This window comes from Glycomyces mayteni (genome assembly GCF_042428885.1).
Taxonomy (GTDB): Bacteria; Actinomycetota; Actinomycetes; order Mycobacteriales; family Micromonosporaceae; genus Glycomyces; species Glycomyces mayteni.
Genome location: NZ_JBHMBP010000001.1, coordinates 872,610 through 898,897, shown reverse-complemented (window position 1 = coordinate 898,897; position 26,288 = coordinate 872,610). Strand labels below are relative to the sequence as shown.

25 protein-coding genes are annotated in these 26,288 nt (G+C 73.1%); 7 read left to right on the top strand and 18 right to left on the bottom strand.

Annotation, left to right across the window (positions count from 1 at the left end):
* Window positions 1-9 precede the first annotated feature (9 nt).
* A complete protein-coding gene (locus ACFFXY_RS04265) occupies window positions 10-1,080 on the top strand; it encodes a Glu/Leu/Phe/Val dehydrogenase dimerization domain-containing protein (protein ID WP_382346169.1) in 1,071 nt (356 codons plus the stop codon).
* A 298-nt stretch (window positions 1,081-1,378) separates the two neighbouring features.
* On the top strand, window positions 1,379-1,678 hold the full coding sequence (locus ACFFXY_RS04260) for a DUF3073 domain-containing protein (RefSeq protein ID WP_359950089.1): 300 nt from the start codon (window positions 1,379-1,381) through the stop codon (window positions 1,676-1,678).
* A 253-nt stretch (window positions 1,679-1,931) separates the two neighbouring features.
* Here the strand turns inward: ACFFXY_RS04260 and ACFFXY_RS04255 are convergent, their stop codons facing one another.
* Window positions 1,932-2,594: a hypothetical protein gene (locus tag ACFFXY_RS04255; RefSeq protein ID WP_382346167.1), complete on the bottom strand. Its 663-nt coding sequence runs from the start codon at window positions 2,592-2,594 to the stop codon at window positions 1,932-1,934.
* 141 nt (window positions 2,595-2,735) lie between these two features.
* Here ACFFXY_RS04255 and ACFFXY_RS04250 point away from each other — a divergent pair, with 141 nt between their 5' ends.
* Window positions 2,736-4,181 carry an aldehyde dehydrogenase family protein gene (locus tag ACFFXY_RS04250; RefSeq protein WP_382346165.1) on the top strand — a complete coding sequence of 482 codons (1,446 nt, stop codon included), beginning with the start codon at window positions 2,736-2,738 and terminating at the stop codon, window positions 4,179-4,181.
* A gap of 159 nt (window positions 4,182-4,340) precedes the next feature.
* On the top strand, window positions 4,341-5,336 hold the full coding sequence (locus ACFFXY_RS04245; protein WP_382346163.1) for a hypothetical protein: 996 nt from the start codon (window positions 4,341-4,343) through the stop codon (window positions 5,334-5,336).
* A gap of 161 nt (window positions 5,337-5,497) precedes the next feature.
* On the opposite strand, the gene pstB is transcribed toward ACFFXY_RS04245, so the two are convergent.
* The 8 genes from pstB to ACFFXY_RS04205 form a co-directional block, all read right to left on the bottom strand.
* The gene (gene pstB, locus ACFFXY_RS04240; RefSeq protein ID WP_382346161.1) at window positions 5,498-6,358 is read right to left on the bottom strand and encodes a phosphate ABC transporter ATP-binding protein PstB; all 861 of its coding nucleotides are present in this window, start codon (window positions 6,356-6,358) and stop codon (window positions 5,498-5,500) included.
* Between the two features lie 151 nt (window positions 6,359-6,509).
* Window positions 6,510-7,361 carry a DUF6042 family protein gene (locus ACFFXY_RS04235; RefSeq protein ID WP_382346159.1) on the bottom strand — a complete coding sequence of 284 codons (852 nt, stop codon included), beginning with the start codon at window positions 7,359-7,361 and terminating at the stop codon, window positions 6,510-6,512.
* A 330-nt stretch (window positions 7,362-7,691) separates the two neighbouring features.
* Window positions 7,692-7,883, bottom strand: coding sequence for a hypothetical protein (locus ACFFXY_RS04230; RefSeq protein WP_382346157.1), 192 nt, complete (start codon window positions 7,881-7,883; stop codon window positions 7,692-7,694).
* 124 nt (window positions 7,884-8,007) lie between these two features.
* Window positions 8,008-9,921, bottom strand: a complete 1,914-nt coding sequence (locus ACFFXY_RS04225) for an NHL domain-containing thioredoxin family protein (RefSeq protein WP_382346155.1) — start codon at window positions 9,919-9,921, stop codon at window positions 8,008-8,010.
* Window positions 9,922-10,128: 207 nt separating this feature from the next.
* A complete protein-coding gene (locus tag ACFFXY_RS04220) occupies window positions 10,129-11,484 on the bottom strand; it encodes a hypothetical protein (protein ID WP_382346153.1) in 1,356 nt (451 codons plus the stop codon).
* A 447-nt stretch (window positions 11,485-11,931) separates the two neighbouring features.
* A complete protein-coding gene (locus tag ACFFXY_RS04215; RefSeq protein ID WP_382346151.1) occupies window positions 11,932-13,290 on the bottom strand; it encodes a dihydrolipoamide acetyltransferase family protein in 1,359 nt (452 codons plus the stop codon).
* 10 nt (window positions 13,291-13,300) lie between these two features.
* Window positions 13,301-14,275 carry an alpha-ketoacid dehydrogenase subunit beta gene (locus ACFFXY_RS04210; RefSeq protein WP_382346149.1) on the bottom strand — a complete coding sequence of 325 codons (975 nt, stop codon included), beginning with the start codon at window positions 14,273-14,275 and terminating at the stop codon, window positions 13,301-13,303.
* Window positions 14,272-15,426, bottom strand: a complete 1,155-nt coding sequence (locus ACFFXY_RS04205) for a thiamine pyrophosphate-dependent dehydrogenase E1 component subunit alpha (RefSeq protein ID WP_382346147.1) — start codon at window positions 15,424-15,426, stop codon at window positions 14,272-14,274. The genes ACFFXY_RS04210 and ACFFXY_RS04205 overlap by 4 nt, the downstream gene beginning before the upstream one ends.
* 192 nt (window positions 15,427-15,618) lie before the next feature.
* Here ACFFXY_RS04205 and ACFFXY_RS04200 point away from each other — a divergent pair, with 192 nt between their 5' ends.
* The gene (locus ACFFXY_RS04200) at window positions 15,619-16,287 is read left to right on the top strand and encodes a hypothetical protein (protein WP_382346145.1); all 669 of its coding nucleotides are present in this window, start codon (window positions 15,619-15,621) and stop codon (window positions 16,285-16,287) included.
* 195 nt (window positions 16,288-16,482) lie between these two features.
* Window positions 16,483-17,352, top strand: a complete 870-nt coding sequence (locus ACFFXY_RS04195) for a hypothetical protein (protein ID WP_382346143.1) — start codon at window positions 16,483-16,485, stop codon at window positions 17,350-17,352.
* Between the two features lie 91 nt (window positions 17,353-17,443).
* Here the strand turns inward: ACFFXY_RS04195 and ddaH are convergent, their stop codons facing one another.
* From ddaH to ACFFXY_RS04150, 9 genes are all read right to left on the bottom strand, one after another.
* Window positions 17,444-18,292 carry a dimethylargininase gene (ddaH, locus tag ACFFXY_RS04190; protein ID WP_382346141.1) on the bottom strand — a complete coding sequence of 283 codons (849 nt, stop codon included), beginning with the start codon at window positions 18,290-18,292 and terminating at the stop codon, window positions 17,444-17,446.
* A 456-nt stretch (window positions 18,293-18,748) separates the two neighbouring features.
* A complete protein-coding gene (locus ACFFXY_RS04185) occupies window positions 18,749-19,144 on the bottom strand; it encodes an Rv3654c family TadE-like protein (protein ID WP_382346139.1) in 396 nt (131 codons plus the stop codon).
* Window positions 19,141-19,545: a TadE family type IV pilus minor pilin gene (locus ACFFXY_RS04180; RefSeq protein WP_382346137.1), complete on the bottom strand. Its 405-nt coding sequence runs from the start codon at window positions 19,543-19,545 to the stop codon at window positions 19,141-19,143. The genes ACFFXY_RS04185 and ACFFXY_RS04180 overlap by 4 nt, the downstream gene beginning before the upstream one ends.
* A complete protein-coding gene (locus ACFFXY_RS04175) occupies window positions 19,542-20,066 on the bottom strand; it encodes a DUF4244 domain-containing protein (protein WP_382346135.1) in 525 nt (174 codons plus the stop codon). Before ACFFXY_RS04175 ends, ACFFXY_RS04180 begins: the two co-directional genes overlap by 4 nt.
* A gap of 29 nt (window positions 20,067-20,095) precedes the next feature.
* Window positions 20,096-20,695, bottom strand: coding sequence for a type II secretion system F family protein (locus ACFFXY_RS04170; protein ID WP_382346133.1), 600 nt, complete (start codon window positions 20,693-20,695; stop codon window positions 20,096-20,098).
* Window positions 20,692-21,372: a type II secretion system F family protein gene (locus tag ACFFXY_RS04165; protein ID WP_382346131.1), complete on the bottom strand. Its 681-nt coding sequence runs from the start codon at window positions 21,370-21,372 to the stop codon at window positions 20,692-20,694. The genes ACFFXY_RS04170 and ACFFXY_RS04165 overlap by 4 nt, the downstream gene beginning before the upstream one ends.
* A complete protein-coding gene (locus ACFFXY_RS04160) occupies window positions 21,369-22,517 on the bottom strand; it encodes a TadA family conjugal transfer-associated ATPase (RefSeq protein ID WP_382346129.1) in 1,149 nt (382 codons plus the stop codon). Before ACFFXY_RS04160 ends, ACFFXY_RS04165 begins: the two co-directional genes overlap by 4 nt.
* Entirely contained in the window at window positions 22,514-23,665 is a 1,152-nt protein-coding gene (gene ssd, locus ACFFXY_RS04155) for a septum site-determining protein Ssd (RefSeq protein WP_382346127.1), read from the bottom strand. Before ssd ends, ACFFXY_RS04160 begins: the two co-directional genes overlap by 4 nt.
* 209 nt (window positions 23,666-23,874) lie before the next feature.
* The gene (locus ACFFXY_RS04150) at window positions 23,875-24,786 is read right to left on the bottom strand and encodes an aldose 1-epimerase family protein (protein WP_382346125.1); all 912 of its coding nucleotides are present in this window, start codon (window positions 24,784-24,786) and stop codon (window positions 23,875-23,877) included.
* A gap of 341 nt (window positions 24,787-25,127) precedes the next feature.
* Between ACFFXY_RS04150 and ACFFXY_RS04145 the strand changes: the two genes are divergently transcribed.
* The gene (locus ACFFXY_RS04145; protein WP_382346123.1) at window positions 25,128-26,216 is read left to right on the top strand and encodes a citrate synthase 2; all 1,089 of its coding nucleotides are present in this window, start codon (window positions 25,128-25,130) and stop codon (window positions 26,214-26,216) included.
* The last annotated feature ends 72 nt before the right edge of the window (window positions 26,217-26,288 follow it).

Genomic DNA, 26,288 nt, shown 5'->3' with positions numbered 1-26,288 from the left:
GAGCAAGCCATGAGCATCTTCGACGCGACCGGCCACGAACAGGTCGTGTTCTGCCACGACCCGGACACCGGGCTCCGGGCGATCATCGCGGTGTACTCCACCGCGCTCGGCCCCGCCCTCGGCGGCACCCGCTTCTACCCCTACGCCTCCGAGGAGGAGGCCCTCACCGACGTGCTGCACCTGTCGGAGGGCATGGCGTACAAGAACGCGATCGCCGGGCTCGACCACGGCGGCGGCAAGGCCGTCATCTGGGGCGACCCCGAGACCCTCAAGAGCGAGGCGCTGCTGCGGGCGTACGGCCGGTTCGTCGAGTCGCTCGGCGGGCGGTACGTGACCGCGTGCGACGTCGGCACGTACGTCGAGGACATGGACCACATCGCGCGCGAGACCCGGCACGTGTCGGGCCGCAGCCCCGAGGCCGGCGGCGCCGGGGACTCCTCGATCCTCACCGCGTTCGGCGTCTACCAGGCGATGCGCTCGGCGGCGCAGCACCGGTGGGGCGCGGTGGACCTGAACGGGCGCACCGTGGGCGTCGCGGGCCTGGGCAAGGTCGGGCGCCACCTCATCCCCCACCTCGTGGAGGCCGGGGCCGAGGTCGTCGCGTGCGACGTGAACGACGCGGCGATCCGGTGGGCCCGCGAGCACTTCCCGCAGGTGCGGATCGTCGCCGACAACGACGAGCTCATCGCCTCGGGCATCCACGTGTACGCGCCGTGCGCGCTCGGCGGGGTCCTCGACGAGGACGCGCTGAAGACCCTCGACGCCGAGATCGTCTGCGGCGCCGCGAACAACCAGCTGGCCGCGCCGCACATCGCCGACGAGCTGGAGCGCGCCGGCATCCTCTACTGCCCCGACTACGTCGTCAACTCCGGCGGCGTCATCCAGGTCGCCGACGAGTACGACGGCGCGTTCGACTTCAAGCGGGCCGAGCGGCGCACCGCGGGGATCTTCGCGACCACCGGCCGCATCCTCGACCGCGCCAAGGGCGAGGGCACCACCCCCGTGGCCGCGGCGAACGCCCTGGCCGAGGAGCGCATGGCCGCCGTCGGGCGGCTCCAGCGCCTGCGCCTGTTCCGCTGACCCGCACCCCCGCCGCACGGATCCTATAGGATATATCCGATATCCTATAGGATCCGTCGATACGGTACGCGCGCAGTGTGATCGCTCGAATCCGGACGGTGAGAACGAAACTCGCGATTCGGGCGGATGTTCGTCCCCGTCTGGTGGTCATCGCCGGTAATCTGTGGCATCCAACTCATGGGCCGGGATGCAGCCGGGCGCCGAGAGCCTGTACCGTAGGTACCACGAAGAGATTGCAAGCATTCCGGGGCGCCGCAATGGCTGCCCCGATGATTTCTGTGCGAGGGGGTCGAGCCATATGGGGCGCGGCCGAGCTAAGGCAAAGCAGACCAAAGTGGCCCGGAAGCTCAAGTACCATGCTCCGAACACCGACCTGCGCGCGCTGGAACGCGAGCTGGGGACCGGTCGTGAGGACGAGGTCGACATTGAGCCTCCTCCTGAAGAGGAGGAGCCGGACCCGTACGCCGCTTATGCCGACGATCGGTACGACGGAGACGAAGACGATCTCCGCGAGGATGACTGGCTCCCGCCGAAGAAGCAGTTAGCGCTGCGGCCCACGGGGACGCCGCCGGGTCGTGTTCGCACGACCGGGCGATGACCGTGAGCATGGCGGGCCCGCCCGACCGATCTCCGCAATCTCCATATCCAGAACGGGCAGGCGCCTCCACTGCGCCCGCCCGTCCCCGCACCCGCCGAAGGCCCCGCAGGGCCAGGGCAGGGGGCGGTCCTGGAGCAAAGACTCGGATGTCGGCGCGGACGACGCGATATCCAATATGCACGAAGAGAGGCGGCGCGGCCGCGATCTCACCTGAGATCCGGCCGCGCCGCCTCTTCGGCTGCCCGAGTGCGGCTTACTGCTGCGGCGCCTGCGGCCACTGGTTCTGCTGGGTCTGCGGGGCGGCGGCCGGCGGGACCGCGGGCTGCTGCCCGGTCGGGTACGCCGGGGCGGCGGGGGCCGCGGGTGCGGCGGCCTTCCCCCCGGGGACCAGGAGCGCGCCCGCGGTGAACAGGGCGTACGCGCCGACCAGGAGGAGCGCGCCGATCCAGGCGGACGCGTCCGAACCGGACGAGCCGTCGGGCAGCGACAGCAGGTCGTACAGGAACCCGGCGAGGAACACGCCCGTGCCCGCCACCGTCAGGGACTTCCACAGGGAGCGCAGCTGCTCGCCGGCGAACAGGGCCAGGGCGAACATGACGATCACGGCGGTCAGCACCGACGGGAGCCCGAACAGGGCCGCGGCGACGTCCACCTGGAGGTCGGTGCCGTCGCTGGTGCCGGTGATGAGGCCGGACAGGGCCAGGGCGCCGAGGCCGGAGAGGCCCAGGATCGCCGGGACCGAGGGCACGCCGAGCTTGTCGAACAGCGACGGGGCCGGCGGGGCGTAGGCCGCGTACTGCTGCTGCGCCTGGTACTGCGCCTGGGGCGAGGCGTAGGGGGCCTGGGGGTAGGGCTGCCCGGGCTGGCCCGAGACCGGCTGCTGCGGGTACCCCGCACCTGATTGCTGTTCACTCATGCCCTCATCATGCCCTGAGCGGGCAAATGGGCGCACTCGGGTTGCGGAGCCCGCCGGACCCGGCGCGGGCGGGGCGCGGCGGCGCGGATTCGCGGGCCCCAACGGCAGCACCGGGGTCGGCCGAACCCGTAGGCTGGAGCCATGTCGCAGCGTCTCCGTCCCGTTTCGCCCATCTGGGTGGCGGGTCGTCCCCAGCACGGCGAGGAGGAGTTCTTCGTCACCCACCCCTTCGACGACTCACCGGTGGGCGCCACCTCGTGGGCGACGGCCGGGCAGGTGGAGGCCGCCGTCGCCGCCGCCGCGGGGGCCGCCGCGGAGTGCGCGGCGCTGCCCGCGCACGTGCGGGCCGAGGCCCTCGACCACGTGCGGCGGCGCCTCGACGAGGAGTCCGAGACGTGCGCGGAGCTCATCACCGCCGAGTCGGGCAAGCCGATCGCGTGGGCGCGCATCGAGGTGCGCCGCGCCGTGTCGGTGTTCCGGTGGGCCGCAGAAGAAGCGCGGCGGTTCGGCGGCGAGGTGCAGCGCCTCGACACGGACGCGACCGCGGAGGGCCGCCTCGCCCTGGTGCGGCGCTTCCCGCGGGGCCCGGTCCTGGGGATCACCCCGTTCAACTTCCCGCTCAACCTGGTGGCGCACAAGGTCGCCCCGGCGGTGGCCGCGGGCTGCCCGATCATCCTCAAGCCCGCCCCGGCGACGCCGCTGTCCTCCCTCCACCTCGGGGCGCTGTTCTCCGAGACGGACCTGCCCCCGGCGATGCTCTCGGTCCTGCCGGTCCCCAACCACCGCGCCGACCAGCTCGTGGAGGACCCGCGCCTGCCGGTCGTCTCGTTCACCGGGTCGGGCCCGGTGGGCCGCCAGATCCGGCAGCGGGTCCCCGGCAAGCACGTGACGCTCGAACTGGGCGGCAACGGCGCGGCCCTCGTGGCCGCCGACTACCCCAAGCGCGACTGGGCCGCCGAGCGGATCGCCGTGTTCGGGAACTACCAGGCGGGCCAGTCGTGTATCGCGGTGCAGCGGGTGTTCATCGAGGCGCCCGCCTACGCGGACATGGCGAACCGGATCGTCGAGCAGGTCAAGGCCCTCCCCTCGGGCGACCCGAACGACCCGTCCTGCAAGGTGGGGCCCCTCATCTCCGCGGACGCGGCCGAGCGGGTCCAGTCGTGGATCGAGGAGGCCGTGGACGAGGGCGCGAAGGTCCTGTGCGGCGGCGGGCCCCGGCAGGGCGCCCTCGTGGAGCCGACGGTCCTCGCCGACGTGCGCGCGGACGCGAAGGTCCTGCGCGAGGAGGTGTTCGGGCCGGTCCTGGTCCTCGCCAGCGTCGACAGCTTCGAGGCGGGCCTGGCCGCGGTGAACGACTCGCGGTACGGACTCCAGGCGGGCGTGTTCACCGACCGGCTCCCGCAGGCGATGCTCGCGCACCGCACCCTCGACGTGGGCGGCGTCGTCATCGGCGACGTCCCCTCGTTCCGGGCCGACCAGATGCCGTACGGGGGCGCGAAGGCCTCCGGCATCGGACGCGAGGGCGTGCGGTCGGCGATGGAGGACTACACGGTCGAGCGGGTGCTGGTCCTCCCGGACGTGCTCTGACCCGCCCGCCCGGGCCGCGGGCCCCCGCGAGGTGCGTCACCTCGCACCGGTGACGGACCGGCCCGTCCGGGGCGGTTCCCCCTTCCGGCCTGCGAGTTTCCTTCACAGGTTTGGCCCTCCGCGCGACGGCTGTTGACAAAGCGCTATAGCGTGGCTTGCATGACGGTCCCTCCCAATTACGGCCCACCGCCTGAGCAGCCGCAGACCCCCGGGTACGGCTACCAGTCGCCGTACAACGGCGGCCAGAACCCGTACGGGGGCCAGCCGCAGCAGCCCCAGCAACCGCAGTACGGCAGCGCGCCGCAGTTCAGCGCCGGCCAGGCGGGCGGCGGGCAGCCGCCGTACGAGCCGCCGCCCACGTCGTTCGGGCCGCCGCTCCCGCCGCCCGAGCCGCCCAAGCGCAACTACGGGCTCATCGGCGGCGTCATCGTCGGGGCGCTCGTGCTGGTCCTCGGCGGGGCGCTCCTGGTCGTCATGAACCTGAACAAGGACGACAAGGACGAGGCCGCCGACCCGACGACCTCCGAGGAGGCCTCGCCCTCCGACGACGCGAGCCCCAGCGACGAGGCCACGACCGAGGAGGAGCAGACCGACACCGAGGTCGGCATGTGCCTGCCGTACGAGCCGATCATCGCCGACGGCGGGTACGGCGACGGCCTGGAGCTCGTCGAGTGCGGCGACGCGACCGCGTTCTGGGAGATCACCGCCCAGTCCTACGACGTGGCCGACGTGCCCGTCGACGACGAGGGGAACCTGACGGACTTCACCGCCGCGAAGGCCCTGTGCGGCGACGACTGGGCCGTCCTCCACCCCGGCGAGCTGTGGACCAACTGGCACTACGTGTACTCGTCGGGGACGCTCGACTCCCTGTACTGCATCAAGGCGACCGGCGCGGCCGACCCGAGCGAGCCCGCGAACACGCCGTACGTGCCCGCCGAGGGCGACTGCTTCTACGACGCCGACTCCTGGTGGACCGTGGAGTGCTCCTCCTCGCTCGCCCAGTACGTGGTCGTCGGGGTCGTCAACATCGACACGCCCGTCGCCATGTCCAAGGAGGAGGCCGGCGAGCAGGCCACCTGCGGCGGCTCCTGGTACTGGCAGGTCACCGACCCGGAGGGCCGCACGTCCGCGATCCTCTGCGGCGACGACGTCTAGACACCGGCAAGATGATCTAGTCACTGGCAAGACGGACGGGGGCGGCCTGCGGGCCGCCCCCGTCCGCGTCCCCGGGGCGCTTCCCTGCCGTGCCGCCCGGAGAACGCGGAACGGCGGCGCGACCCCGCTGGGCCGCGCCGCCGTGAAGCGTGGAGGACCGCCTAGCCGAAGCGGCCGGTAATGTAGTCCTCGGTGCGGGAGTCGGACGGGTTGGAGAACAGCCGCTGCGTCTCGTCGAACTCGACGAGGAAGCCGAACCGCTCGCCCGCGTCGTCCACGTCCGCGGAGTAGAACGCCGTCGCGTCCGAGACGCGCGCCGCCTGCTGCATGTTGTGCGTGACGATGACGATCGTGTAGTCCTTGACGAGCTCGTTCATGAGCTCCTCGATGCGGGCCGTCGCGATCGGGTCGAGCGCCGAGCACGGCTCGTCCATGAGCAGGACCTCCGGCTGCACGGCGATCGCGCGCGCGATGCACAGGCGCTGCTGCTGGCCGCCCGAGAGCGCCAGGGCGCTCTTCTTCAGGTTGTCCTTGACCTCGTCCCACAGGGCCGCGCCGCGCAGGGCCTGCTCGACCCGGTCGGCGAGGTTGTCCTTCATGCCGTTGATCCGCAGGCCGTACGCGACGTTGTCGAAGATCGACTTCGGGAACGGGTTGGCCTTCTGGAACACCATGCCGATGTGGCGGCGCACGGCGATCGGGTCGACCCCGGAGCCGTAGATGTCCTTGCCGTGGAAGGTGATCCCGCCGGTGACCTTCGCGCCCGGGATGAGGTCGTTCATGCGGTTGATCGACCGCAGGACCGTGGACTTGCCGCAGCCCGAGGGGCCGATCATCGCGGTGATCTGGTTCCGGGCCACCGGCAGGGAGACGTCGCGGACCGCGTGCGCCTTCCCGTAGTGCACGCCCACGCCCTTGAGCTCGATGACGGTCTCGGTGGCGACGGGTGAGGCCGTCCGGCCCTGCGGGGCCAGGCCCGCGATGGGCGCCTTGGCCCTCGTACCAGTCTCGTTCACGGTCACGCGTGCTCCTATCACCGATCGTCAACCGCCGTTAACGTGTCCTGCCCTCATGGTTCGCCATGGAGGTGCACGACGGGCGGCGAACAGGTGAACTGGCAGTGAACGAGACTGCGTCGGCGATCACCTCCCGCGGGAGGCCCGGGAGCCCGCCTCAGGCGTGCTCGGGCGGCAGCAGCTCGTCGTTCGGGTACCCGCCGAGCAGGTCGTCGGAGGCGGTGAGCGTGAACTGGTCCCCGACCGGGACGGCGCCCAGGTCGACCGAGCCCGCGACGTCCCCGTCCTCGGCGAGCTCCATGAGCATCCCGCGGATCACCGGCGCCGGGACGCCCGCGTCCTCGGCGAGCGCCGCGAGCGAGACCTCCACCGTGGCGGACTTCGCGTTCCCCGGCAGCACGAACCGGCCCTCGTCGTCGAACTCGTAGTCGACGCCGCCGACGCGGCGGATCGCGATCGCCGTGAGCTCTTCGAGGTCCCCGCGCTGGTCGGCGGCCTCCTCGATCGCTTCGAGCTTGTCGAAGGAGAGCACGTCGAACGGGTTGATGTAGAGCTGCGGGGCGACGTACATGGCGCCCTCGCGCTGCTCGGAGCGGTACAGGCCCAGGGCGAGGAGGAATTCGAGGAGGTCGCGCACGGTGTGGGGGACGGGCAGTCCGGCGCGGCGGCAGTGGGTGGTGAACGTGTCGATGCGCTCGGAGCGCTCGGCGGTGGCCCGGTCGTACTCCTCGCGGGCCTCCTTCTCGACGACCTCGGGGGATGCGCCCAGGTGGTGCTCGGAGGCCTCGGCGATCCAGTCGTCGACGTCGCCCGGGTCGCACCAGACGGGCTCGTTCCAGATGTCGTCCTCGGGGAAGGCGTCGGCCCACCATCCCGCGGGGAACGGGTTGAGGGAGGGGACGGTGCGGAACAGCTCGATGCTGCACGGCATGATGCGGATCCATGCGGGGTGCATCGGGGCTTGGACCGGGCCGGACTCGTCGCCGAAGGGCCGCTCGAAAGATTCCACGCATCGACCGTATCAGCGCGGGGCGACGGCGCTAAGCCGCCGGGACGCGACTTCGCTTTCAGCGTAGCGGCGGTTTCCGGGGCCGTCCCGGCGCGGTGATGCCAGGTATTGCTCAGTGCCCGTTGAGTGCCCGTTCGACGGCCCGCCCCAGGGGTTCCCGCCCTCGCGGGCGGCCCGGGGGCGCGCCGGCGCCGGGACGGCCCTCGCGCGTCGGGGGCGCCGGCTCCGGTGCGGGACCTGCCCGCGGTCCGGAGGGACGCCGCCTGCCGCGTCCGGGCCGACGTTACTCCGATCGATACAGGTGAATATCGACCGAACGGTCTGGTTTGACTACCCGTTCGACCGAATACCGGAAAGGTCCGGTTCGAAGGCGGCGAGCGAGGCGACGTGGTCGGGGGTGAGGTATTCGAGGGTGCGGACCTGCTGCTCCAGCATGCGGCCCACGGTGACGATCTGGTCGGCGGCGTTCAGCACCAGCCAGTTCTCGTATTCGGCGTAGCGCTCCTCGACGTCGGCGATCACTGCGGCTTCCTCCCTGATGTGCCCTGCGGATGGTCCGATCCGGAACAACCTATTGCGCCGCGAGCCGCGCACGGATTCATGACACACCCGCGGCGGCGGAAATAGCGGCTCCCCCCGCACGCATTCAGGATCGCAGCACGAGCTGGAGCGCCGACACCCCGTCCCCGGCGACCTCCACCGGCACGCCCCAGTCCTGGCGGGTGAGGTGGCACGCGGGGTGCTCGGCCTCGGCGTCGCAGGTCGCGGCCTGCGCCACGACCTGGAGGACGCCCTTCTCGATGCCTTCGGCGAGGACGAGCTCGCGGGTGAGGTCCTCAGTGCGGCCCGCGCCCTCGGCGAGGAGCTGCGGCGGGTCGGCGGACACGGTCACCTGGACGGGCGACCCGTACGTGTAGTCGAGCTTCTGCCCCTCGGCGGGCGCGAAGAGCACGTCGAGGCGGAGCCTGCCGGGCGCGACCCTCGTGCGCTTGCGGGTGACGCGGTGGTGGCGGCCGGAGACGGCGGCCTCGCCGAGGTCGGGGACGGCGAGGCGGTGCGCGGCGGACTCGACGACGACCACCCTGTCCCCCAGGGCGAGGACGTCGCTGGGTTCGGCGAGCCCGGACGCGAGGGTCGCGACCTCGCCGGTGCGCGGGTCGTAGGCGCGCAGGGCCCCGTTGTAGGTGTCGGCGACGGCGACGCGGCCGTCGGGGAGGACGGCGACGCCGAGGGGGTGCTGCATGAGCGCGTCTGCGGCGGGGCCATCCACGTGCCCGAAGTCGAACAGGCCCTGGCCGACGACGGTGCGCATCGCGCCGTCCTCGACGTACCGGAGCGCGGAGGTCTCGGAGTCGGCGATCCACAGGCGCTCGCGGCCGTCCGGCCCGGGGCCGACGGCGAGGCCGGAGGGCTGCGCCATCCACACCTGGTCGAGGGGGCCGTCCTTGAGGGACTCGACGGTGGTCCCGGCGTACGCGCCGACAGTGCGGGCGGCGGGGTCGAAGGCCCAGAGCTGGTGGATCCCGGCCATCGCGACGACCACCTTGCCGTCGTACCAGGCGAGGTCCCACGGGGAGGACAGGTCGGCGTCGAGGGCGGCGTCGCTCCCGGTGTCCATGCGCCACTGGCGGCCGGTCCCGGCGACGGTGGTCGCGGTGCCGGAGGCGAGGTCGACGCCGCGCAGGAGGTGGTTGACGGTGTCGGCGACGACGAGGTCGTACCCGACTGCGGCGGCCACGTCCTCGGGGAGGAGCAGGAGGCCCTGCGGCTCGTTGAACTCGGGAGCGGGGCCGTCGGCGCGACCGCGCACGCCCGTCCCGATCACCGTCTTGACAGTGGAAAGATCGGGTGCGAGGCGCACGAGGCGGTGGCGGGCGGAGTCGCTGACGAGGACGTCGCCGCCGGGGAGCGCGATGGCCTTGCCGGGGAAGCGGAGCGCGGTCTCGGCGGGCGCGGCGGCCACGTAGGGGCTGCCCTCGGGGTCGAGGGTCCCCTTGGCGGTGTGGGTCTCGACGAGGCCGCCGATGATGCGGTCGAGGGCTTCGGCGTGGCCTTCGCCGGCCATGGTGGAGACGACGTAGCCCTCGGGGTCGAGGACGACGAGGGTCGGCCAGGCGCGAGCGGCGTAGGCGTCCCAGGTCCTCAGGTCGGGGTCGTCGAGCACGGGGTGCTCGACGCCGTAGCGCTCGACGGCGGCGGCGAGGGCCTGCGGGTCGCGCTCGTGCTCGAACTTCGGGGAGTGGACGCCGATGACGACGACGGCGTCGCCGTACTTCGCTTCGAGGGGGCGCAGCTCGTCGAGGACGTGGAGGCAGTTGATGCAGCAGAACGTCCAGAAGTCGAGCACGACGATCTTGCCCTTGAGGCTGTCGAGGTCGAGCCGCGCGCCGCCGGTGTTGAGCCAGCCGCGGCCTTCGAGCCGGGCCGCGCGGACGCGCGACTGCGCCTTCGGGGCGGGCTTCGCGGCGGCGGAGGTCCGCGCGTCGGAGGGCCGTGCGCCGGACGACGGTGCGTCGGAAGACCCTGCGGAAGAGGACGAGGCGCTGGAGGACGTGGTCACGGCCCGAGCCTAGCTCGCGCGGGCGTCCCCGATCCCCTGCTCGGCCCCGACGTGAACGAGGCTCACACAGCGGCGCGGGCCGGTGGGATGCCACCGGCCCGCGCCGTGATGTCGTACCCTCGCGCTATTTTTGCGCCAGGGGTCCCTTAGACCGGATTTATCGCCATAAAGCGGGATATCAGCCGGTTTGCCGGGTTATTGCTGCGGTTATTCGTCGGCGGGGGACTCGGTGGCCTCGCCGCCGCCGTCGCCCTCGTCGGCGCCGCCGAGGAGGCTCAGGCAGTAGACGTCGTCGCCGACCGTGAGGGTCTCGCGGCCCGCGTCGGCGCACTCCTGGCCGTCGCCGACCTTGTCCACGATCTCGTAGTCCTCGCCGTCCACGGCGTCGGCGCAGTCGACCGCCTCGGCCTGGTCGCCCGAGGTGTGGCGGACGCAGCCGCCCTCCTCGAACTTCGGGGCCGCGAACAGCAGGAAGTAGACGCCCACGGCCGCCGCGATCACGACCAGCGCGCCCACGGCGGCGAGGATCGGGACCAGGCCCTTCTTGCGGCCGCCGCCGCTCGCGGCGGCGGGCGCCGGCGGGTACTGGCCCGGTGGCGGGACCGAGCCGGGCGGCATGCCCGGCTGCGAGTACTGCGGGGCGGCCTGCGGCTGCGACGGCTGCGCGGGCGAACCGTACGCCGACGGCGGGGCCGGCGGCTCGCTGTACGGGTTGTGCGCGCCGATGATGAGCTTCTGCGTGTCGTCCGACTGGGTCGGCGGCGGGCCCGCGGGCGGCTGGTAGGCCGCCGGGGGCTGTTGCTGGTACGGCTGCTGCGGCTGCTGGTAGGGCTGGACCGGGGGCGGCGGCGGGACGGCCGCCGGGCCCGGCTGGCCCTGGTTCGCGAGCGGGTTCGGCGGGGGCGAGGGCCACGCCGACGGGTTCGCGGGAGGCTGGGGCGCGGCCTGCTCGCCGTACGGGGCCGGGGCGTTGAAGCCCGAGATGCCCTGCGGCGGAAGGACCTGCGTGCTCTCCTCGACGGGTTCGGCCACCGGCTGCTGCGGCTGCGACGGGCCCAGGCGCAGGATCTGCGTCCCGTCCTCGTCGAACTGCGGGCCCGGCGGCGTCTGGGCCGCGGGGGCCTCGAACACGGGCGGGGAGACCTGGACGGGGGCGTCGGCCGCCGGTGCGGGCGGGGCGTCCACGTCGGCGGACGCCGGGACGGACTGCGTCGCGCCGTCCTCGACCGGTGCGGGCTCAGGGGCCGCCTGCGGCGCCTCGGGCGCGGCCTCGGCGGCGACCGGCCCGGCCGGGGCGTCGGGCTCGGCGGCGGGGGCCGGAGCGTCGTCGGCCGCGGCGGGGGGACTCTCCGGTTCGGCGGGGGCCGGGTCGGCCTGCTCGGCCGGGCCCGTCTCGGCCGCGGGCTGCTCGACGGCTCCCGCTTCGACCGGGCTGCTCTCGGCCGCACCGCCTTCAGCGGTGCCGCCCTCGGCAGCGCTGTTCTCGACGGCGCCCTGGTCGGCAGTGCCCTGGTCGTCAGGGGCCTCGCCCTTTGCTGGCGGGTTGCCTTGCTCGGAGGTCACGGCTGCTCCTCAATGCTGCTTCCGGCCTGGCGTCTTGGGGGCACGCCAGACGGCAACACGGTACCGCAGCGGCGCCAACGATCACTCGACAGGGTTAAGCGGGCACGGAAAACGCGACCCTGCGGCAGAACGGGAGAAAAGGGGAATCCGCCCTGAGGGCAGAGAAAAGGCCGGGCGCACACGGTTGCCCACCCCTCATGGCAAACGCGGCGCCCGGCCGGTGTGAGAACCCCCTGGAGAGGGTCTCCGCGGTGTGGCGACTCGGCGCTGTCATCCACACCAGTTGGAGGAGAAAAGTTCGCGGTCCCTTCGGTCCTTCGTCGCCCGGCTTGCGAGCTCCTCGGAACTGAGACACGGAAACTTGGAAGATATGTTTCCTCGTTGTTTCCGTGCCTCAATTACAACACCGAACGGTAAGTTCCGCCAACGATTCGCTGGTGCGCTTGGTCACGTCCAGGCGAGCAGCGTTTCCCCAGGGTGCGATAGGAACGCGCCCACGTCGGCGAGGAACTGCGAACCGAGCTCCCCGTCGATGAGGCGGTGGTCGAACGACAGCCCGAGCGTGGTCACCTGGCGCACGGCGATCTCGCCCTCGTGGACCCACGGCTGCGGGCGGACCGCGCCGAACACGAGGATCGCCGACTCGCCCGGAGGCAGGATCGGGGTGCCGGTGTCGACGCCGAAGACGCCGACGTTGGAGATCGAGATCGTCCCGCCCATCATGTCGGCCGGGGTGGTCCGCCCCTCCCGCGCGGTCCGGGCGAGCGAGCCGATGGCGTCGGCCAGCTCGACCAGGCTCAGGTCCTGGGCGGCCTTGACGTTCGGGACGACCAGGCCGCGCGGGGTGGCGGCGGCGATGCCGAGGTTCACGTCGTGCTTGACGACGATCTCCTGGGCGGCCTCGTCCCAGCGGGCGTTGATCATCGGGTGGCGGCGGGCGGCCAGCAGGACCGCCTTGGCCACGAACAGCAGCGGCGTGACCTTGACGTCGGCGAACTCCCGGCGCGCCTTGAACTCCTTGACGGTGTCCATCATGCCGGTGACGTCGCAGGTGAGGAACACGGTGACGTGCGGCGCGGTGAACGCCGACGCGACCATGTTCTGCGCGGTCAGCTTCCGCACGCCCTTGATGGGGATGCGCTGGTCCTCCGCGGCGGCGGCGAGGCGCTGCGGGGCGGCCGGGGCCGGGGCCGCGACCGCCGCTTCGACGTCGGCGCGCGAGACCGTCCCGTTCGGGCCGGTCGGCACGACCGACGCGAGGTCGACGCCGAGGTCCTTGGCGAGCTTGCGGACCGGCGGCTTGGCGAGCACCGGCCCGGTCGGCGGGCTCGTCGGCGCCGGGGCGGCGGGGACCGGGGCGGCCTCCACCGGGGGCGGCGTGAACGACGGCGCGATCACCGACGGCGGGGTCACCGGCGCGAGCGACCGCGCCGGCGGCGCGGGCGTCTCGGCGGCCGGGGCGCTCTTGCGCCTGCGGCGCTTGGACCCGGCCTCGCGGGCGCCGTAGCCCACGAGGTTCGGGGTGCGCTCGTCCTTCTTGGCCACGGGCGGCGCGTCGACCCCCTCGACCTCGAAGGTGGCGAGCGGCTTGCCGACGTCCACGGTGGCGCCCGCTTCGGCGCAGTGCTCGGCGAGCACCCCGTCGTACGGGCTGGGGACCTCGACGAGCGCCTTCGCGGTCTCGACCTCGACGAACGGCTGGTTGAGCTTGACCTCGCCGCCGGGCTCCACGAGCCATGCGGCGACTTCGCCCTCGGTGAGGCCCTCACCGAGGTCGGGCAGGTTGAACGTGATCTTCTGTCCCATGTTCGCCTCCTCAGTGCTCCAGGGACCGGTCGACGGCGTCGAGCACGCGGTCCAGGTTCGGAAGGTAGTCGTCTTCGAGGCGGCTCGCCGGGTAAGGCACGTCGTAGCCGGTCACCCGCAGGACGGGCGCCTCCAGGGAGTAGAAGCACTCCTCGGTGAGGCGGGCGGCGACCTCCGCGCCGATGCCGACGTTCCCGGGGGCCTCGTGGACGACGACGGCCCGGCCGGTCTTGCGGACCGACGCGAACAGCGGCTCCCAGTCGATCGGGGACAGCGACCGCAGGTCGAGGACCTCCAGGTCGAGGCCCTCCTCGGCGGCGGCCTTGGCGGCGTTCTCGGCCACGTCCACGGTGGGGCCGTACGCGATGAGCGTCGCGGTGCGGCCCTCGCGGACGGTGCGCGCCCGGTACAGGTCGAGCCCGGCCTGCTCGGTGTCGACCTCGCCCTTCCCGTGGTAGCGGCGCTTGGGCTCGAAGAAGATCACCGGGTCGTCCCCGGCGGCGGCCTGCTGGATCATCCAGTAGGCGTCGGCGGGGTTGGAGCAGGTGACGACCTTCAGGCCCGCGGTGTGCGCGAAGTACGCCTCGGGGGACTCGGAGTGGTGCTCGATCGCGCCGATGCCGCCGCCGTAGGGGATGCGGACGACGACGGGGAGGCGGATGCGGCCGCCGGAGCGGTTGGGGATCTTCGCGAGCTGGGAGACGAGCTGGTCGAACGCGGGGTAGACGAAGCCGTCGAACTGGATCTCGCAGATCGGCCGGTAGCCGCGCATGGCGAGGCCGATCGCGGTGCCGATGATCCCCGACTCGGCGAGCGGGGTGTCGATGATGCGGTCGGAGCCGAAGTCCTTCTGGAGGCCGTCGGTCACGCGGAACACGCCGCCGAGGCGGCCCACGTCCTCGCCCATCACCAGCGACTTCGGCTGGTCTTCGAGCACGCGGCGGAGGCCCTCGTTGAGGCCCTTGATCATGGACATGGTGGTCATCGGGCGTCGCTCCCGTTCTCAAGGGAGGCCTGGAACTCGACGGCCTCGGCTCGCTGGGCCGCGATGCCCGCGGGCATCTGGGCGTACACGTTGTCGAACATCTCGGACACCTCCGGGTCGGTCAGCGCCATGACCCGGGCGCGCAGCGCCCGGACCTGCTCGCCGGCCTCGGTGTCGACGCCTGCGAAGTACGCCTCGTCGGCGAGCCCCTCGGCCGCCAGCCACTTGCGGTAGCGGACGACCGGGTCCTTCGCGCGCCAGAAGTCCAGCTCGGCCTCGTCGCGGTAGCGGGTGGCGTCGTCGGACGTGGTGTGCGGCTGCATCCGGTAGGTGTAGGCCTCGACGAGGCTGGGGCCCTCGCCGCCGCGGGCGCGGTCGAGCGCGCCCCGGGTGACCGCGTAGGTCGCGAGGACGTCGTTGCCGTCCACGAAGATCCCGGGGACGCCGAAGCCCTCGGCGCGGCGGTACGGCGGGAGCCGGAACTGGCGCGCGTTGGTCTCGGAGATCGCGTACTGGTTGTTCTGGCAGAAGAACACCAGCGGGGAGTTGAACACCCCGGCCCACACGAGCGCCTCGTTGAAGTCGCCCTCGCTGGTGGCGCCGTCGCCGTGGTAGACGATGACGGCCTCGCCGTCCTCGGTGCCGACCGCGCCGTCCATGGCGACGCCCATGGCGTACCCGGCGGCGTGGAGGGTCTGCGAGGCGATGACGATCGCGTACATGTTGAACCGGTCGGCGACCGTGTCGCGGCCGCCGAGGTCGACGCCGCGGAACAGCGCGAACGACGAGATCAGGTCGATGCCGCGGCACCACTGGACGCCGAGCTCCCGGTAGGCCGGGAAGACGGTGTCCTGGGCCCGCAGGGCCCGGCCGGAGCCGACCTGGGCGGCCTCCTGGCCGAGGAGGCTCGGCCACAGGCCGAGCTGCCCCTGGCGCTGGAGGGCGGTGCCCTGGGCGTCCAGTTCGCGGGTGATGACGAGGTCGCGGTAGAGACCGCGGTACTCCTCGTCGGTCAGGTCGATGTCGTAGTCGGGATGCTTGACGCGCCGCCCTTCAGGTGAGAGCAGCTGCACGAACTGTGGTTCGTTCGTCGAGGCGGGTTTCGGACGGCTCTTGACCGCCTTCTTGGCTGGACGCTGTGTGTCGCCCATTGATGCCTCCTCATATTCGTATTCCGGTACATCCAAGCATCCCAAAGCCCTGGGCGGTGCGCGTCACACCCTTCACCCGATTACTATTCGGGACTGAAGTCTGACACTGAGTAGCCGAGGGCTGTCGATCATCGACATCATCGGCCCTGAACGGCCGTTTCGTCGCACGGGGGTGGCGGGAAGGAGCACGCAGTGCACGGCAGAGGCAGCGACCAGGGGGGACGCTGGCCGGTGGGGATCTGGTTCGCCCTGGTGGGGATCAGCGCCGGCACGGTGGCGTCCTTCGCGATGGTCGGATGGACCTTCACGCGCGGGCTCTACACGGGCGCCGACGGCGTCGAGCCCGTCGAGATCGAGTCCGGGACGGTGATCATCGAGGGCGATGAGCCCCCGGCGACCCCCGGCGAGATCGAGGGCATCGCCGGGGCCGAGCCCGTCCCGGGCGGCCTGGCCGAGCCCGGCGAGGGCGTCGAGCCCGTGGCCGCCGAACCGCAGGCCGAGCTCGTCCAGCAGCACGACCGCGAGCCCGAGGAGGCCCCCGGCCCGCCCGTCGAGGAGGGCGGCGAGGAAGCGTCCGAGCCGCCGCGCCTCGTCCCGGTCGACGAGGACCCGTGCGGCCCCGAGGAGTCCGGCGAGACCCCCGGCGGGGAAGAGGAGGACGACGGCGGGGACGCCGGGAACGACTGGGACCACGGCGACTGGCACCACGATTGGGACGGCGGCTGGGACGACTGGGACCACGGCGGCTGGAACGACGACCGGCAGGACGGCGACCGGAGCGACGCGGGCCTCGACCTCGAACTGGAACTCGGACTGGACCTCGAAGCGCCCCAACGGCTTCCGACCGGGACTGACGACTGATCCCCGCCCTACCCCAGCACCCCGCGCCCTGCCGAACCCGCTCGCCCGAAGGGGTGAGATGTGGGGAAGGCCACCTCGCAGCCGTAACCTGCATATGCGGATTGCCGTTACCCACTTCGAGGGCGCGTCCCCGAGCGATCGGGACGCGCACGGATCTAGGTGGGGTACAAGCAAATGGATCTCTTCTCTCGCAGCATGCTCGCGAGTTCGGCCGAAGCGGGCCTGACCACGACCGCGCTGTCCCGGCACGTTCCACTCCTTCGCCGCAACATCCGGGCCGGCGACCAGGTGTCGCTGCTGAGCCGCTGCGTCGGCTCCGACGGTCTCGGCAGCGGCGACCACGTCCTCATGCTCACAGGCGAGCGCCTGGTGGTGACCCGGCAGTCGCGGCTGCTCGGCCGCGTGCGCCTGTGCCTCGACGCGCCGGTCGCGGCGATCGAGAACCTCCGCTGGTCGGCCGACCCGGCCGGTCCCGGCGTCGAACTCAACTTCACGGTCCTGGAGGGCCCCGGCGCGACCGAGCCGCACCGCTGGCACTTCTGGCTCCCCGCGAGCCACGCCAAGCGGGTGTGGCGGGTGGACGCCCTCCTCGCCCGGGCGTTCCGCCGCCCCAAGGTCACGGCCCGGCCCGCCGGGCGGCCCCGGCAGCCGCGGCCGAACCCGCTCCTGTCCCCCAGCGGCGTCTTCCCCGTCGTCCCCGCGCCGCTCGCCAGCGCGCTCTTCCCGGAGGCGGGCGGGCATCCGACGAGTCGGCTCCCGATGAGCGACACGGTCCGCCTGGAGCGGCTGGTGCGCCCGGCGGTGCGGGCGATCGAGGGCCCGCGGGCTCCGGTGCCGTCGCCGCGTCCGGCGTCGTCGCCGGTCAATGCGGGGCGGCCTTCACCTGACCCTGCCGGGCGCGGTCCGGTGGACGCGGCGTGGCCGGGCCCGGTGGGTCCGGCGCCGACGCTGGCCGCGGCGTTACCTGTCCGCCAGGGCCGTTCGGGCCCGGCCTGTGACCAGGGTGCGGGCCGCGGCGGCGGTTGGACGCCTGCCGTGGCAGGGCGCGGCCCGCATCCTCGATAGTTCTTCTGGAGGTTGACGAAGGGGGCCGGTGCGACTCGTTGTCGCACCGGCCCCCTTTGCGTTGTCTGCGGTCAGGGCCGCTGGTGTGGTGCTACCGGCGGAGTTCGGCGGTGCAGCACTTGACGGAGCCGCCGCCCTTCTTGAGCTCGGAGAGGTCGACGGGGACGGGCGTGTACCCGGCGGCGTCGACTTTGCGGGCCATGGCTTCGGCTTCGGCGTTGATGACGACGTTGCGGCCGTCGGAGACGAAGTTGAGGCCGAATCCGGCGGCGTCCTCGGCGTCGGCGATGACGGCGTCGGGGAAGAGTCGTTCGAGGAGGAGGCGGCTGCCGGGGGCGAAGGCGCCGGGGTAGTAGGCGATGTTGTGGTCGTCGAGGGGGGCGAGGGCGGTGTCGAGGTGGTAGTAGCGGGGGTCGACGAGGCGCAGGGAGACGACTTGGCGGCCGAACACGTCGGCGGCTTCGGCGTGGGCGCGGGCGTCGGTGCGGAAGCCCCATCCGGCGAGGACGAGTTCGCGGCCGGGCAGGTAGGTGAAGTCGCCTTCGCCTTCGTTGATGTGCTCGGGTTCGGCGAAGGTCCAGCCGGAGGTGCGGTACCACTTCTCGTGGGCGTCGGCCTCGGGGCGGCGTTCGGGGTGGCGGAAGCTGGCGCCGTAGGCGATGCCGTCGACGACGAAGGCGCCGTTGGCGGCGTAGACCATGTCGGGGAGGCCGGGCTCGGGTTCGAGGCGGAGGACCTCGTGGCCGAGAGCGGTGTAGATGTCGGCGAGCTCTTCCCACTGGGCGCAGGCGAGGGCGGCGTCGACGGGGGCGGTGGTGTCCATCCAGGGGTTGATGGCGTACTCGACCGCGTAGTAGGCGGGGCGGCACATGAGGTACGTGCGGCGGCCGGGCGACCGGGTCGCGGTCACCTGGTCAGGTGAAGAACGGTGTTTCTCCATTGCGCGAGTGTAGACAGCCCGCGGCCTGCCGGGCGACCCTCCAGCCCCTCGACACTCGGGAGTGTGACCAAACCACCTCATTCCCTGCTCTGGCAGCGCTTTCACGCCTCCGGGCGGGGTGCGGCGGGGGGCGCGGAGCGCCCTCGGCGGCACCCGGATTCCCGGGCGCATCCCGAAACCCGGGCCCGCCTCGCGCCTCGCGCCTCGCGCCTCGCGCCTCGCGCCTCGCGCCTCGCGCCTCGCGCCTCGCGCCTCGCGCCTCGCGCCGAATGATCAAACCAGGCGGGGCGGGGTGCGGCGAGTGTCGGGGCAGGGTTGGGGCGGACGGATTCCGGGGCCCCTCCCCCTCCCCGTGCCCACCCTCCGCCGACCAGCACACCAATTACTCGTCAAGCCTGTGTCTTCTTTTCGGGCCCCCGGCGGCCTGGCCTCGGCCGCCGGGGGCGAGTTGTTCGGTTATTCGATGGTCACCGGGCCGGCGCGGGAGACGGCCCTGGCGGGGCCGAGGAGTCGCGGGAGGCCGGTGGGGGTCTCGTTGACGTGGACGGTGACTTCGAGGCCGTTGACGTCGCAGCGGACGAACTCGGTCGCGGTGCGGTCGACGATCGCCCTGGCGGCGGCGCAGGCGTCCGCTTCTCCGAAGAGGACCCGGTTCGCGCCCGCGAGGGCGGCGGCGTCGGCCGCTCCCTGGGCGCGGTGGCGGGCGGCTCCGGCCTGGCCGAGCGCGGTGAACGCGACCGCCGCGGCGACCAGGGCCGCCGCCACCCCGGCGGCCAGGACTGTGGCTGAGCCCTGTTCGCCGCTGGACCGGGTTCGCCGGGTGCTTCCCGGGTCGGGTCCGGTTCTCTTCATGGGCCGAGCCCCGGTTCGAGCGGGGCGACGGCGGTCGCGGTGATCGTCAGCGTCGGTGTGAGCGGGCCGAGCGGCCTGGTCGGGGCGGTGACGACGGCGCGTGCAAGGTCGCCGTCCTCGGAGACCGCGACCGTGGCGCCGTCGGGCAGGTAGGCGTCGGCGACCGCGTGCGGGTCCTCGCCGCGGGCGGCGGCGATGGCGGCGCTGTTGGCCGCGTCGATCGCCCGGACCTTCAGGCCGACCGCCGACACCGCCCACAGCCCGAGGGCGAGGACCGCGACCACTGCGGGGAGCGCCGCCGCCGTCTCGGCGGTGACGAACCCGCGCTGCCGGGGGTCGTCGCGGGCCCGCCGGTCGGGCGGCCTGCTCGTGCGGGGCCGGGTGCTGTTGGGCGCGTTCATGAGAGGGCCTGTTCGATGAGGGACTGGAGGGCGGCCTCGACCGGGCCGGAGGTGAGGACCTTCATGAGGATGCCGGCGAAGGCGACGGCGGCGAGCGTGCCGAGGGCGTATTCGGCGGTGCTCATGCCGCTGTCGCCGCGCATGCGGGACGCGAACTTGCCGCCCCAGCTCGGTTTCGTGTTGGCGCGCATGCGGCCGGACCGCCATTCGTCGGGTTCGTCGGGGCCGGGGCGGCGGTAGCGGGTGGCGGGTCGGTCGTCGGGGACCTGCGGGTCCTCGGCGGTGATGGGCGTGCGGGCGCGGTTGGAGCCGGGGGACCAGGCCGGTGCGTCGGCGGGGGCCGCGGTGATGCGGACGGTGGGTTCGTCGAGGTCGTCGTGTTCGCGGTCGTCGCGGAACGCTCTGCACCTGGGGGCGTTGCAGGTCGCGGTGCGGCAGGTGGGCCAGCGGATGGAGTCGGGTCGGCAGGAGGCCTGGAGGGCGGCGGGTCGGTCGTCGGTGGTTCGGGTGTCGGCTCGCATTGCGGTGTCCTCTCTTCGGTTGCGGTGAGTCAGAGGCCGGGGGCGAGGGTCTCGGCGACGACGCCGAGGACCACGGGCCCGATCCCGGCGACGACGAACGCGGGCAGGAAGCACAGGCACAGGGGGCCGACGAGGGCCACTGCGGCGCGTCCGGCGCGTTCGTCGGTCCTGGTGCGCTGCTCGGCGCGCAGTGACGCGGCGAGCTGTTCGAGTCCTCCGGCGACGGCGGCGCCGGTGTCGCCGGAGCGGTCGAGCTGGCGGGCGAGGCGGGCGGCGCCGGGGAGCCTGCCGAGTTCGGGGAGGGCCTCGGTCGCGGTGGCGCCGAGGTGGATCGCCCCTGCGAACCGGTTGAGGCGCTCGGCCATGGCCGGGTCCTCGGTGTCGGCGACCGCGAAGGCGACGTGCGGGAACGGGGCGCCGGAGCGCAGCCCGGCCGCGATGAGGTCGAGGGTCCACGGCCAGGCCGGGGCGAGCCGGTCGGCGGCGGCCCGTTCGGTGCGGTCGGGGTCGCGCCGCAGGAGCCGGGCGGCGAGCCACCAGGCGGCGAAGCCCGCGAGGACGCCGATCGGTCCGCCGACGGCGACGGCGACCAGGACGCCGAGCAGCGGTCCGGCGAGGCGACGGATCATGACGCACCCCCAGGGCCGACGGAGTTGATGAGGGCGCCGGTCCAGGCGAGCCCCGCGGCTTGGAGGCCCATGGCGGTCGCGGCGGCGGCCATGCCGAGCGGGTTCGCGAGGAGGAACGCGAGCGGCTGGGCGCCGAGGAGTTCCCCGAAGGCGACTCCGGCGGCGGGGAGCGCGATGAGCAGTGCGGCGGTGGCGCGGATCGACGCGGTCTGGGCGTAGGCGCGGGCAGTGGACTGCTCGGTCTCGCGGAGGTGCTCGGCGAGGCGGCGGCACAGGTCGGCGGCGGGTGCGCCGAGTTCGGCGGCGATCGTGAGCGCGGCGCGCAGGCGGGTCGCGGTGGCCGTGGCCTCGGCGGGCCAGTCGGGTTCGGCCGAGGCGAGGGCCCGGAGCGGGTCGGTGCCCGCGGTGAGGTCGGCGGCGAGGTAGGCGACCGTGTCGGCGGCGGCCCGGTCGGCCTCGCGCCGTCGTTTCCGTTGCAGGGCCCGGTGCCAGGATATGGCGGCGGCCGCGGCGTAGACGGCGGCGACGAGCGCGGCGTTGGCGGCCGCGAGGAGGCCGAGGCCGCCCTGGTGGCGGTATCCGGCGAGCCAGGCGGCGAGGAGGGCCGCGGTGAGGGCGATGCAGGCGGCGGTGGTCTTGGGCCGGTGGGTGATCAGGGCGTTGGCGATGGCGGTCATGCGGTGCGCTCCCTCAGCAGGCGTTCGAGGATTCCGGCGGACTCGCCGGGTCCGTGGCGGGTCCAGGCGGTGGTGACGGCGAGACCGGCGGGCCCGGTCTCGATGACGGCGATCTCGGCGGCCTGGCGGCCGGTGCCGGTGCGCCGCAGGTGGACGACAACGCGCAGGGCGGCGACGAGCTGTGCGTGGAGCCCGGCCCGCGGGAGGCCGTGCGGGAGGGCGAGGGCCTCCAGCCGGGCGGGCACGTCGGCGGCGGTGTTGCAGTGGAGCGTGCCCGCGCCGCCCTCGTGTCCGGTGTTCAAGGCGCCCAGCAGCTCCACGACCTCGGCGCCGCGGCATTCGCCGACGATGATCCGGTCGGGCCGCATTCGCAAGGCCTGGCGGACCAGGGCCGCGAGGTCGACCGCCCCGGCGCCCTCGACGTTCGCGGGGCGGGATTCGAGCGTGAGCGCGTGCGGGTGGTCGAGGGCGAGTTCTGCGGCGTCCTCGACGATCACGATGCGTTCGGTGCGCGGCGCGTTCGACAGCAGGCTCGCGAGCAGTGTGGTCTTCCCGGAGCCGGTTCCTCCTGTCACGAGGAAGGGCAGGCGGGCTCTGACGATGCGGAGCAGCAGGTCGGCCATGTCGGCGGTGAGCGTGTCCGCCTCGACCAGCTGCGTCAGCGTGAACGCCTTCGACCGGTGGGTGCGAAACGACAGGTACGGCCCGGCGGCGGCGATCGGCGGGAGGACGGCGTGGAAGCGGGTGCCGTCCGGGAGCCGCACGTCCGCGTAGGGGCTGCCCGCGTCGAGGCGGCGGCCCGCCGCCGCCGCGAGGCGGCAGGCCAGGGACCGGACCGCCTCGGGGCGGCCGAGCCGGACCTCGACGGGGCGCAGGCCCTCGCCGCGGTCGGCCCAGACGCCGCCCGCGCCGTTGACGACCACGTCAGTGACCGCCGGGTCGTCGAGGAGCGGTTGCAGCGGGCCCGCGCCGATGAGGTCGCCGCTCAACGACTCCGAGAGCCGCAGGAGCGAGCCCTGGTCGGGCGGGGCGGCCCCGGAGGCGCGCAGGGCCCGGACGATCTCCGCGGTGGCGGAGCCGCGCCCGCCCGGCCGGGACTGCGCGGCGAGCTGGCGCCGGACCCGGTCCAGCAGTTCGAGGCTCATCGCGGCGCACCGGTGCGGACGAGGCCCCGGCGGGGGCGCTCGCGGCTGAGCTCGGCCGTGAGGTCGTGGACGGCGCGGGCGAGGCGCCCGCGCGGCACGCGGCCCTGACGCAGCAGCACCGGGAGGCGCCGGTCGGTGGGGAGCGCGCCCCACACCGGGGGCTCGGCCCAGTCCGCTTCGCGCGGCCCGTCCCAGGTGAAGCCCTCCGGGCGGGCGCGGGCGTCGCCGCGCAGGACCGCGCCGAGGTGCGCGTTGTAGAGCCCGTAGGCGGCGGTGACGCTGCGGGCGGCCTCCCAGGACCGGTCTCCCGGCCCGATCGCGACGGCGACCGAGCGGGCGGCGGTGGCGGCGCGCACGGCCGCGTCGGTGCGATCGCGCGGCAGGTCGACGACGACGAGGTCCGCGGCGATCCGGGCGGCCCGCAGGACCTGGTCGAACACGTCGGCCGGGATGTCGGCGGGGTTGCGCGGGTCGGGGCCGACGATGTGGAGGCCGCCGCGGCGGGGCAGGCCGTCGAGGAGCCGCTCGGGTTCGAGGAGCCCGGAGCCCTCGGCGAGGGAGGGCCAGCGCCAGCCCGGCTGGGAGGCGAGTCCGGCGGCGGCGTCGATGCCGCCGCCGGTGCGGTCGAGGTCGATGAGGACGGTGCGGCGACCGTCCTGGACAGCCGCGCTGGCGGCGGCGAGGGCGATGGTGGAGGCGCCGGCGCCGCCGTGCCCGGCGACGGCGGCGATGACGGGCGCGGGCTCGGTGTCGCGGACGGTGCGGGTGAGGAGGTCGAGGAGCCAGTCGTCGGCGCCGGGGAGGGCGATGACGCCGGCGGCCTGGAGCTGGAACGCCATGGGCCACAGGACGGAGGCGTCGGTGGGGTCGTTGCCGAGCCAGGCGACGGTGGTGCACAGGACGATGTGGTCGCGTGGAGGGAAGTCGAGTTCGACGCAGGCGGTGCCGAGGTCGGGGCCGACGAGGACGACGGGGGCGCGCTGCCAGGAGGCGGCGGCGTCGGCGGCGTGTTCGACGCGGCGGAGCGGGTGGCCTGCGGCGGCGGCGACGGGGAGGACGGCTTCGGCGAGGCGGTCGTCGGCGGTGACCAGGATGGATTCGGCCGCGGGTGCGGCGGTGGCGGTGCGGCGGTCGAGGATCGCGGCCATGGTTGCTCCTACGCTCGGTGTTGTTCGCGTGACTTGGAGCAACCTTGACGGGTGCGGGCCGGACCGGCAAGGAAAAGTTTTGGGCCTGTGGATAACTTGCGGAGTCGCAGGTCGGGGGCCTGTGGATAACTTCGCGGAGGTGAGTCGGGCTCGGATGCGCGGCGAGGGGCCGTCCCGGCGGGACGGCCCCTCGTACGTGTTCGCGGTTCCTACTCGGGGCGGATGCCCCAGACGCCGAACCATGCCTCGCTGGGGGAGAGCTCGATGAGGTCCTCCCCGGTGGCGAGGGCGTTCGGGGGGCAGGTGGTCGGCTCGATGGCGACGGAGGCGCGCTTGCGGTCGCCTTCGAGGCCGTCGGAGGTGTAGATGTGCACCCAGCCGAAGGACTCGTCCATCCACACGGTGACGGCCTGCCCGGAGACGGGGTCGGCGAGGCGGACCTCGGCCTTGCCGTCGGAGCCGCGCTTGAGGTCGCCGTACGCGTCGTCGACGACGAGGTCCTTGAGCACGGTGGGCTCGTCGAAGTCGCCGGCGCCGGAGCCGACGGGGATGCGCTGCTTGTCGAGCTTCAGCTTCTTCGCGGCCGGGACGTGGAGGGTGGCCTCGTCGATCCGCTCCAGGGAGCCGGGGACGAGGTAGGAGTGGGTGCCCAGTCCGAAGGGGGCGGTCTTCGTGCCGGGGTTGGAGACGGTGTGGGCGGCGCGGAGGCCCCCGGGGCCGACGGACCAGCGGGTGCGCAGTTGCAGCGTCCACGGGTAGCCGAGGCGGGCCGGGAGGCGGCATTCGAGGGTGACCGAGGTGTCGGTGACCTCGACGGCGGACCATTCGGCCCAGGCGACGAACCCGTGGAGGGAGGTGTTGGTCTCGATCTCGTTGACCGGGAGCTGGTAGTCGGTGCCGTCGAAGGCGTACTTGCCGTCGCGGATGCGGTTGGGCCAGGGGGCCAGGACGTGGCCGGACCAGCCGGGGGCGAGCTCCTCGTCGCCGTAGCTCATGACGACCGGTCGGCCGCGGTAGGAGTACGAGCGCACGCCGCCGCCGACAGCGACGATGGTGGCCTCGTGGTCGTTGTAGGCGATCACCCATTGCTCGCCGGACAGCGCCATAGGGGGTACCTCCATGTCGTTATCGATGGGCTGGATGTGCTTTGACGTTAGCTCATGTCGGATGACCTGCGGCACGCGTGTCGATGTGGGCGAGATCGCAGGAAACCGTTGAAACCAACAAGACCCATTATTGAAACCCTCCCATCAAAACGGGCAAAATTGGGCAAATAACTAAGCTCACGATGCTTGTCTCATATTTTGCGCCACTTCCGTACCGCCGTCGAGGATCACCCCCGCCCCGCGGGCACTTCCGTCGAGGACGGCCGTGAGGCACCATTTCCAGATAACTACGAACCGTCGCCTCCCGGAAGCCCCCGGTCGGCAACCACAGGGACAACACACTCAGGAGTACAACGATGTCTGAGTTCAAGCCCGGCCTCGAAGGCGTCATCGCCTTCGAAACCGAGATCGCCGAGCCTGACAAAGAGGGTGGTTCGCTCCGCTACCGCGGGGTGGACATCCAGGACCTGGTAGCGCAGAGCACCTACGGCGACGTATGGGGACTCCTCGTCGACGGGAAGTTCGGAAGCGGCCTGCCCGCCGCTGAGCCCGTGCCCGTCCCGGTCTCCTCCGGCGACACCCGCGTCGACGCCCAGGCCGCGGTCGCCATGCTCGCCCCGTACTGGGGCCTGAAGCCGCTGCTCGACATCGACGACGAGACCGCCCGGGACGATCTCGCCCGAGTGTCCGTCACCACGCTGTCGTTCATCGCCCAGTCCGCGCGCGGATCGGGCCGCCCGGCCGTGCCCCAGTCGGAGATCGACAAGGCCGAGACCATCACCGAGCGGTTCATGCGCCGCTGGCGCGGCGAGCCGGACCCGGCCCACGTCAAGGCCGTCGACACCTACCTGATGTCGGCCGCCGAGCACGGCATGAACGCCTCCACCTTCACCTCCCGCGTGGTCGCCTCCACCGGCGCCGACGCGGCCGCCGCCATCTCCTCCGGCATCGGCGCCCTCTCGGGCCCGCTGCACGGCGGCGCCCCCTCGCGCGTCCTCCACATGATCGAGGGCGTCGAGAAGTCCGGCGACGCCGAAGGCTACGTCAAGAACCTCCTCGACTCCGGCGAGCGCCTCATGGGCTTCGGCCACCGCGTCTACCGCGCCGAGGACCCGCGCTCGCGCGTGCTCCGCGCCGCCGCGAAGGAACTGGGCGCCCCCCGCTACGAGGTCGCCGAGGCCCTGGAGTCCGCGGCCCTCGCCGAGCTGCGCGCCCGCAAGCCCGACCGCGTGCTCGCCACGAACGTCGAGTTCTGGTCCGCGGTGCTCCTCGACTTCGCGGAGGTCCCCGCGGAGCTGTTCACGCCGATCTTCACGTGCGCCCGCGTGGGCGGCTGGAGCGCCCACATCCTGGAGCAGAAGAAGCTCGGCCGGATCGTGCGCCCGTCCGCGACCTACGTCGGCCCGGGCCCGCGCGGCCTCGCCGAGGTCGAGGGCTGGAACTAGCCGCAACGCCGTTCGCAGCGGCCCGCGCCCCCCGGGGACGCGGGCCGCTTTCGCATTCCCTCGGCGATACCC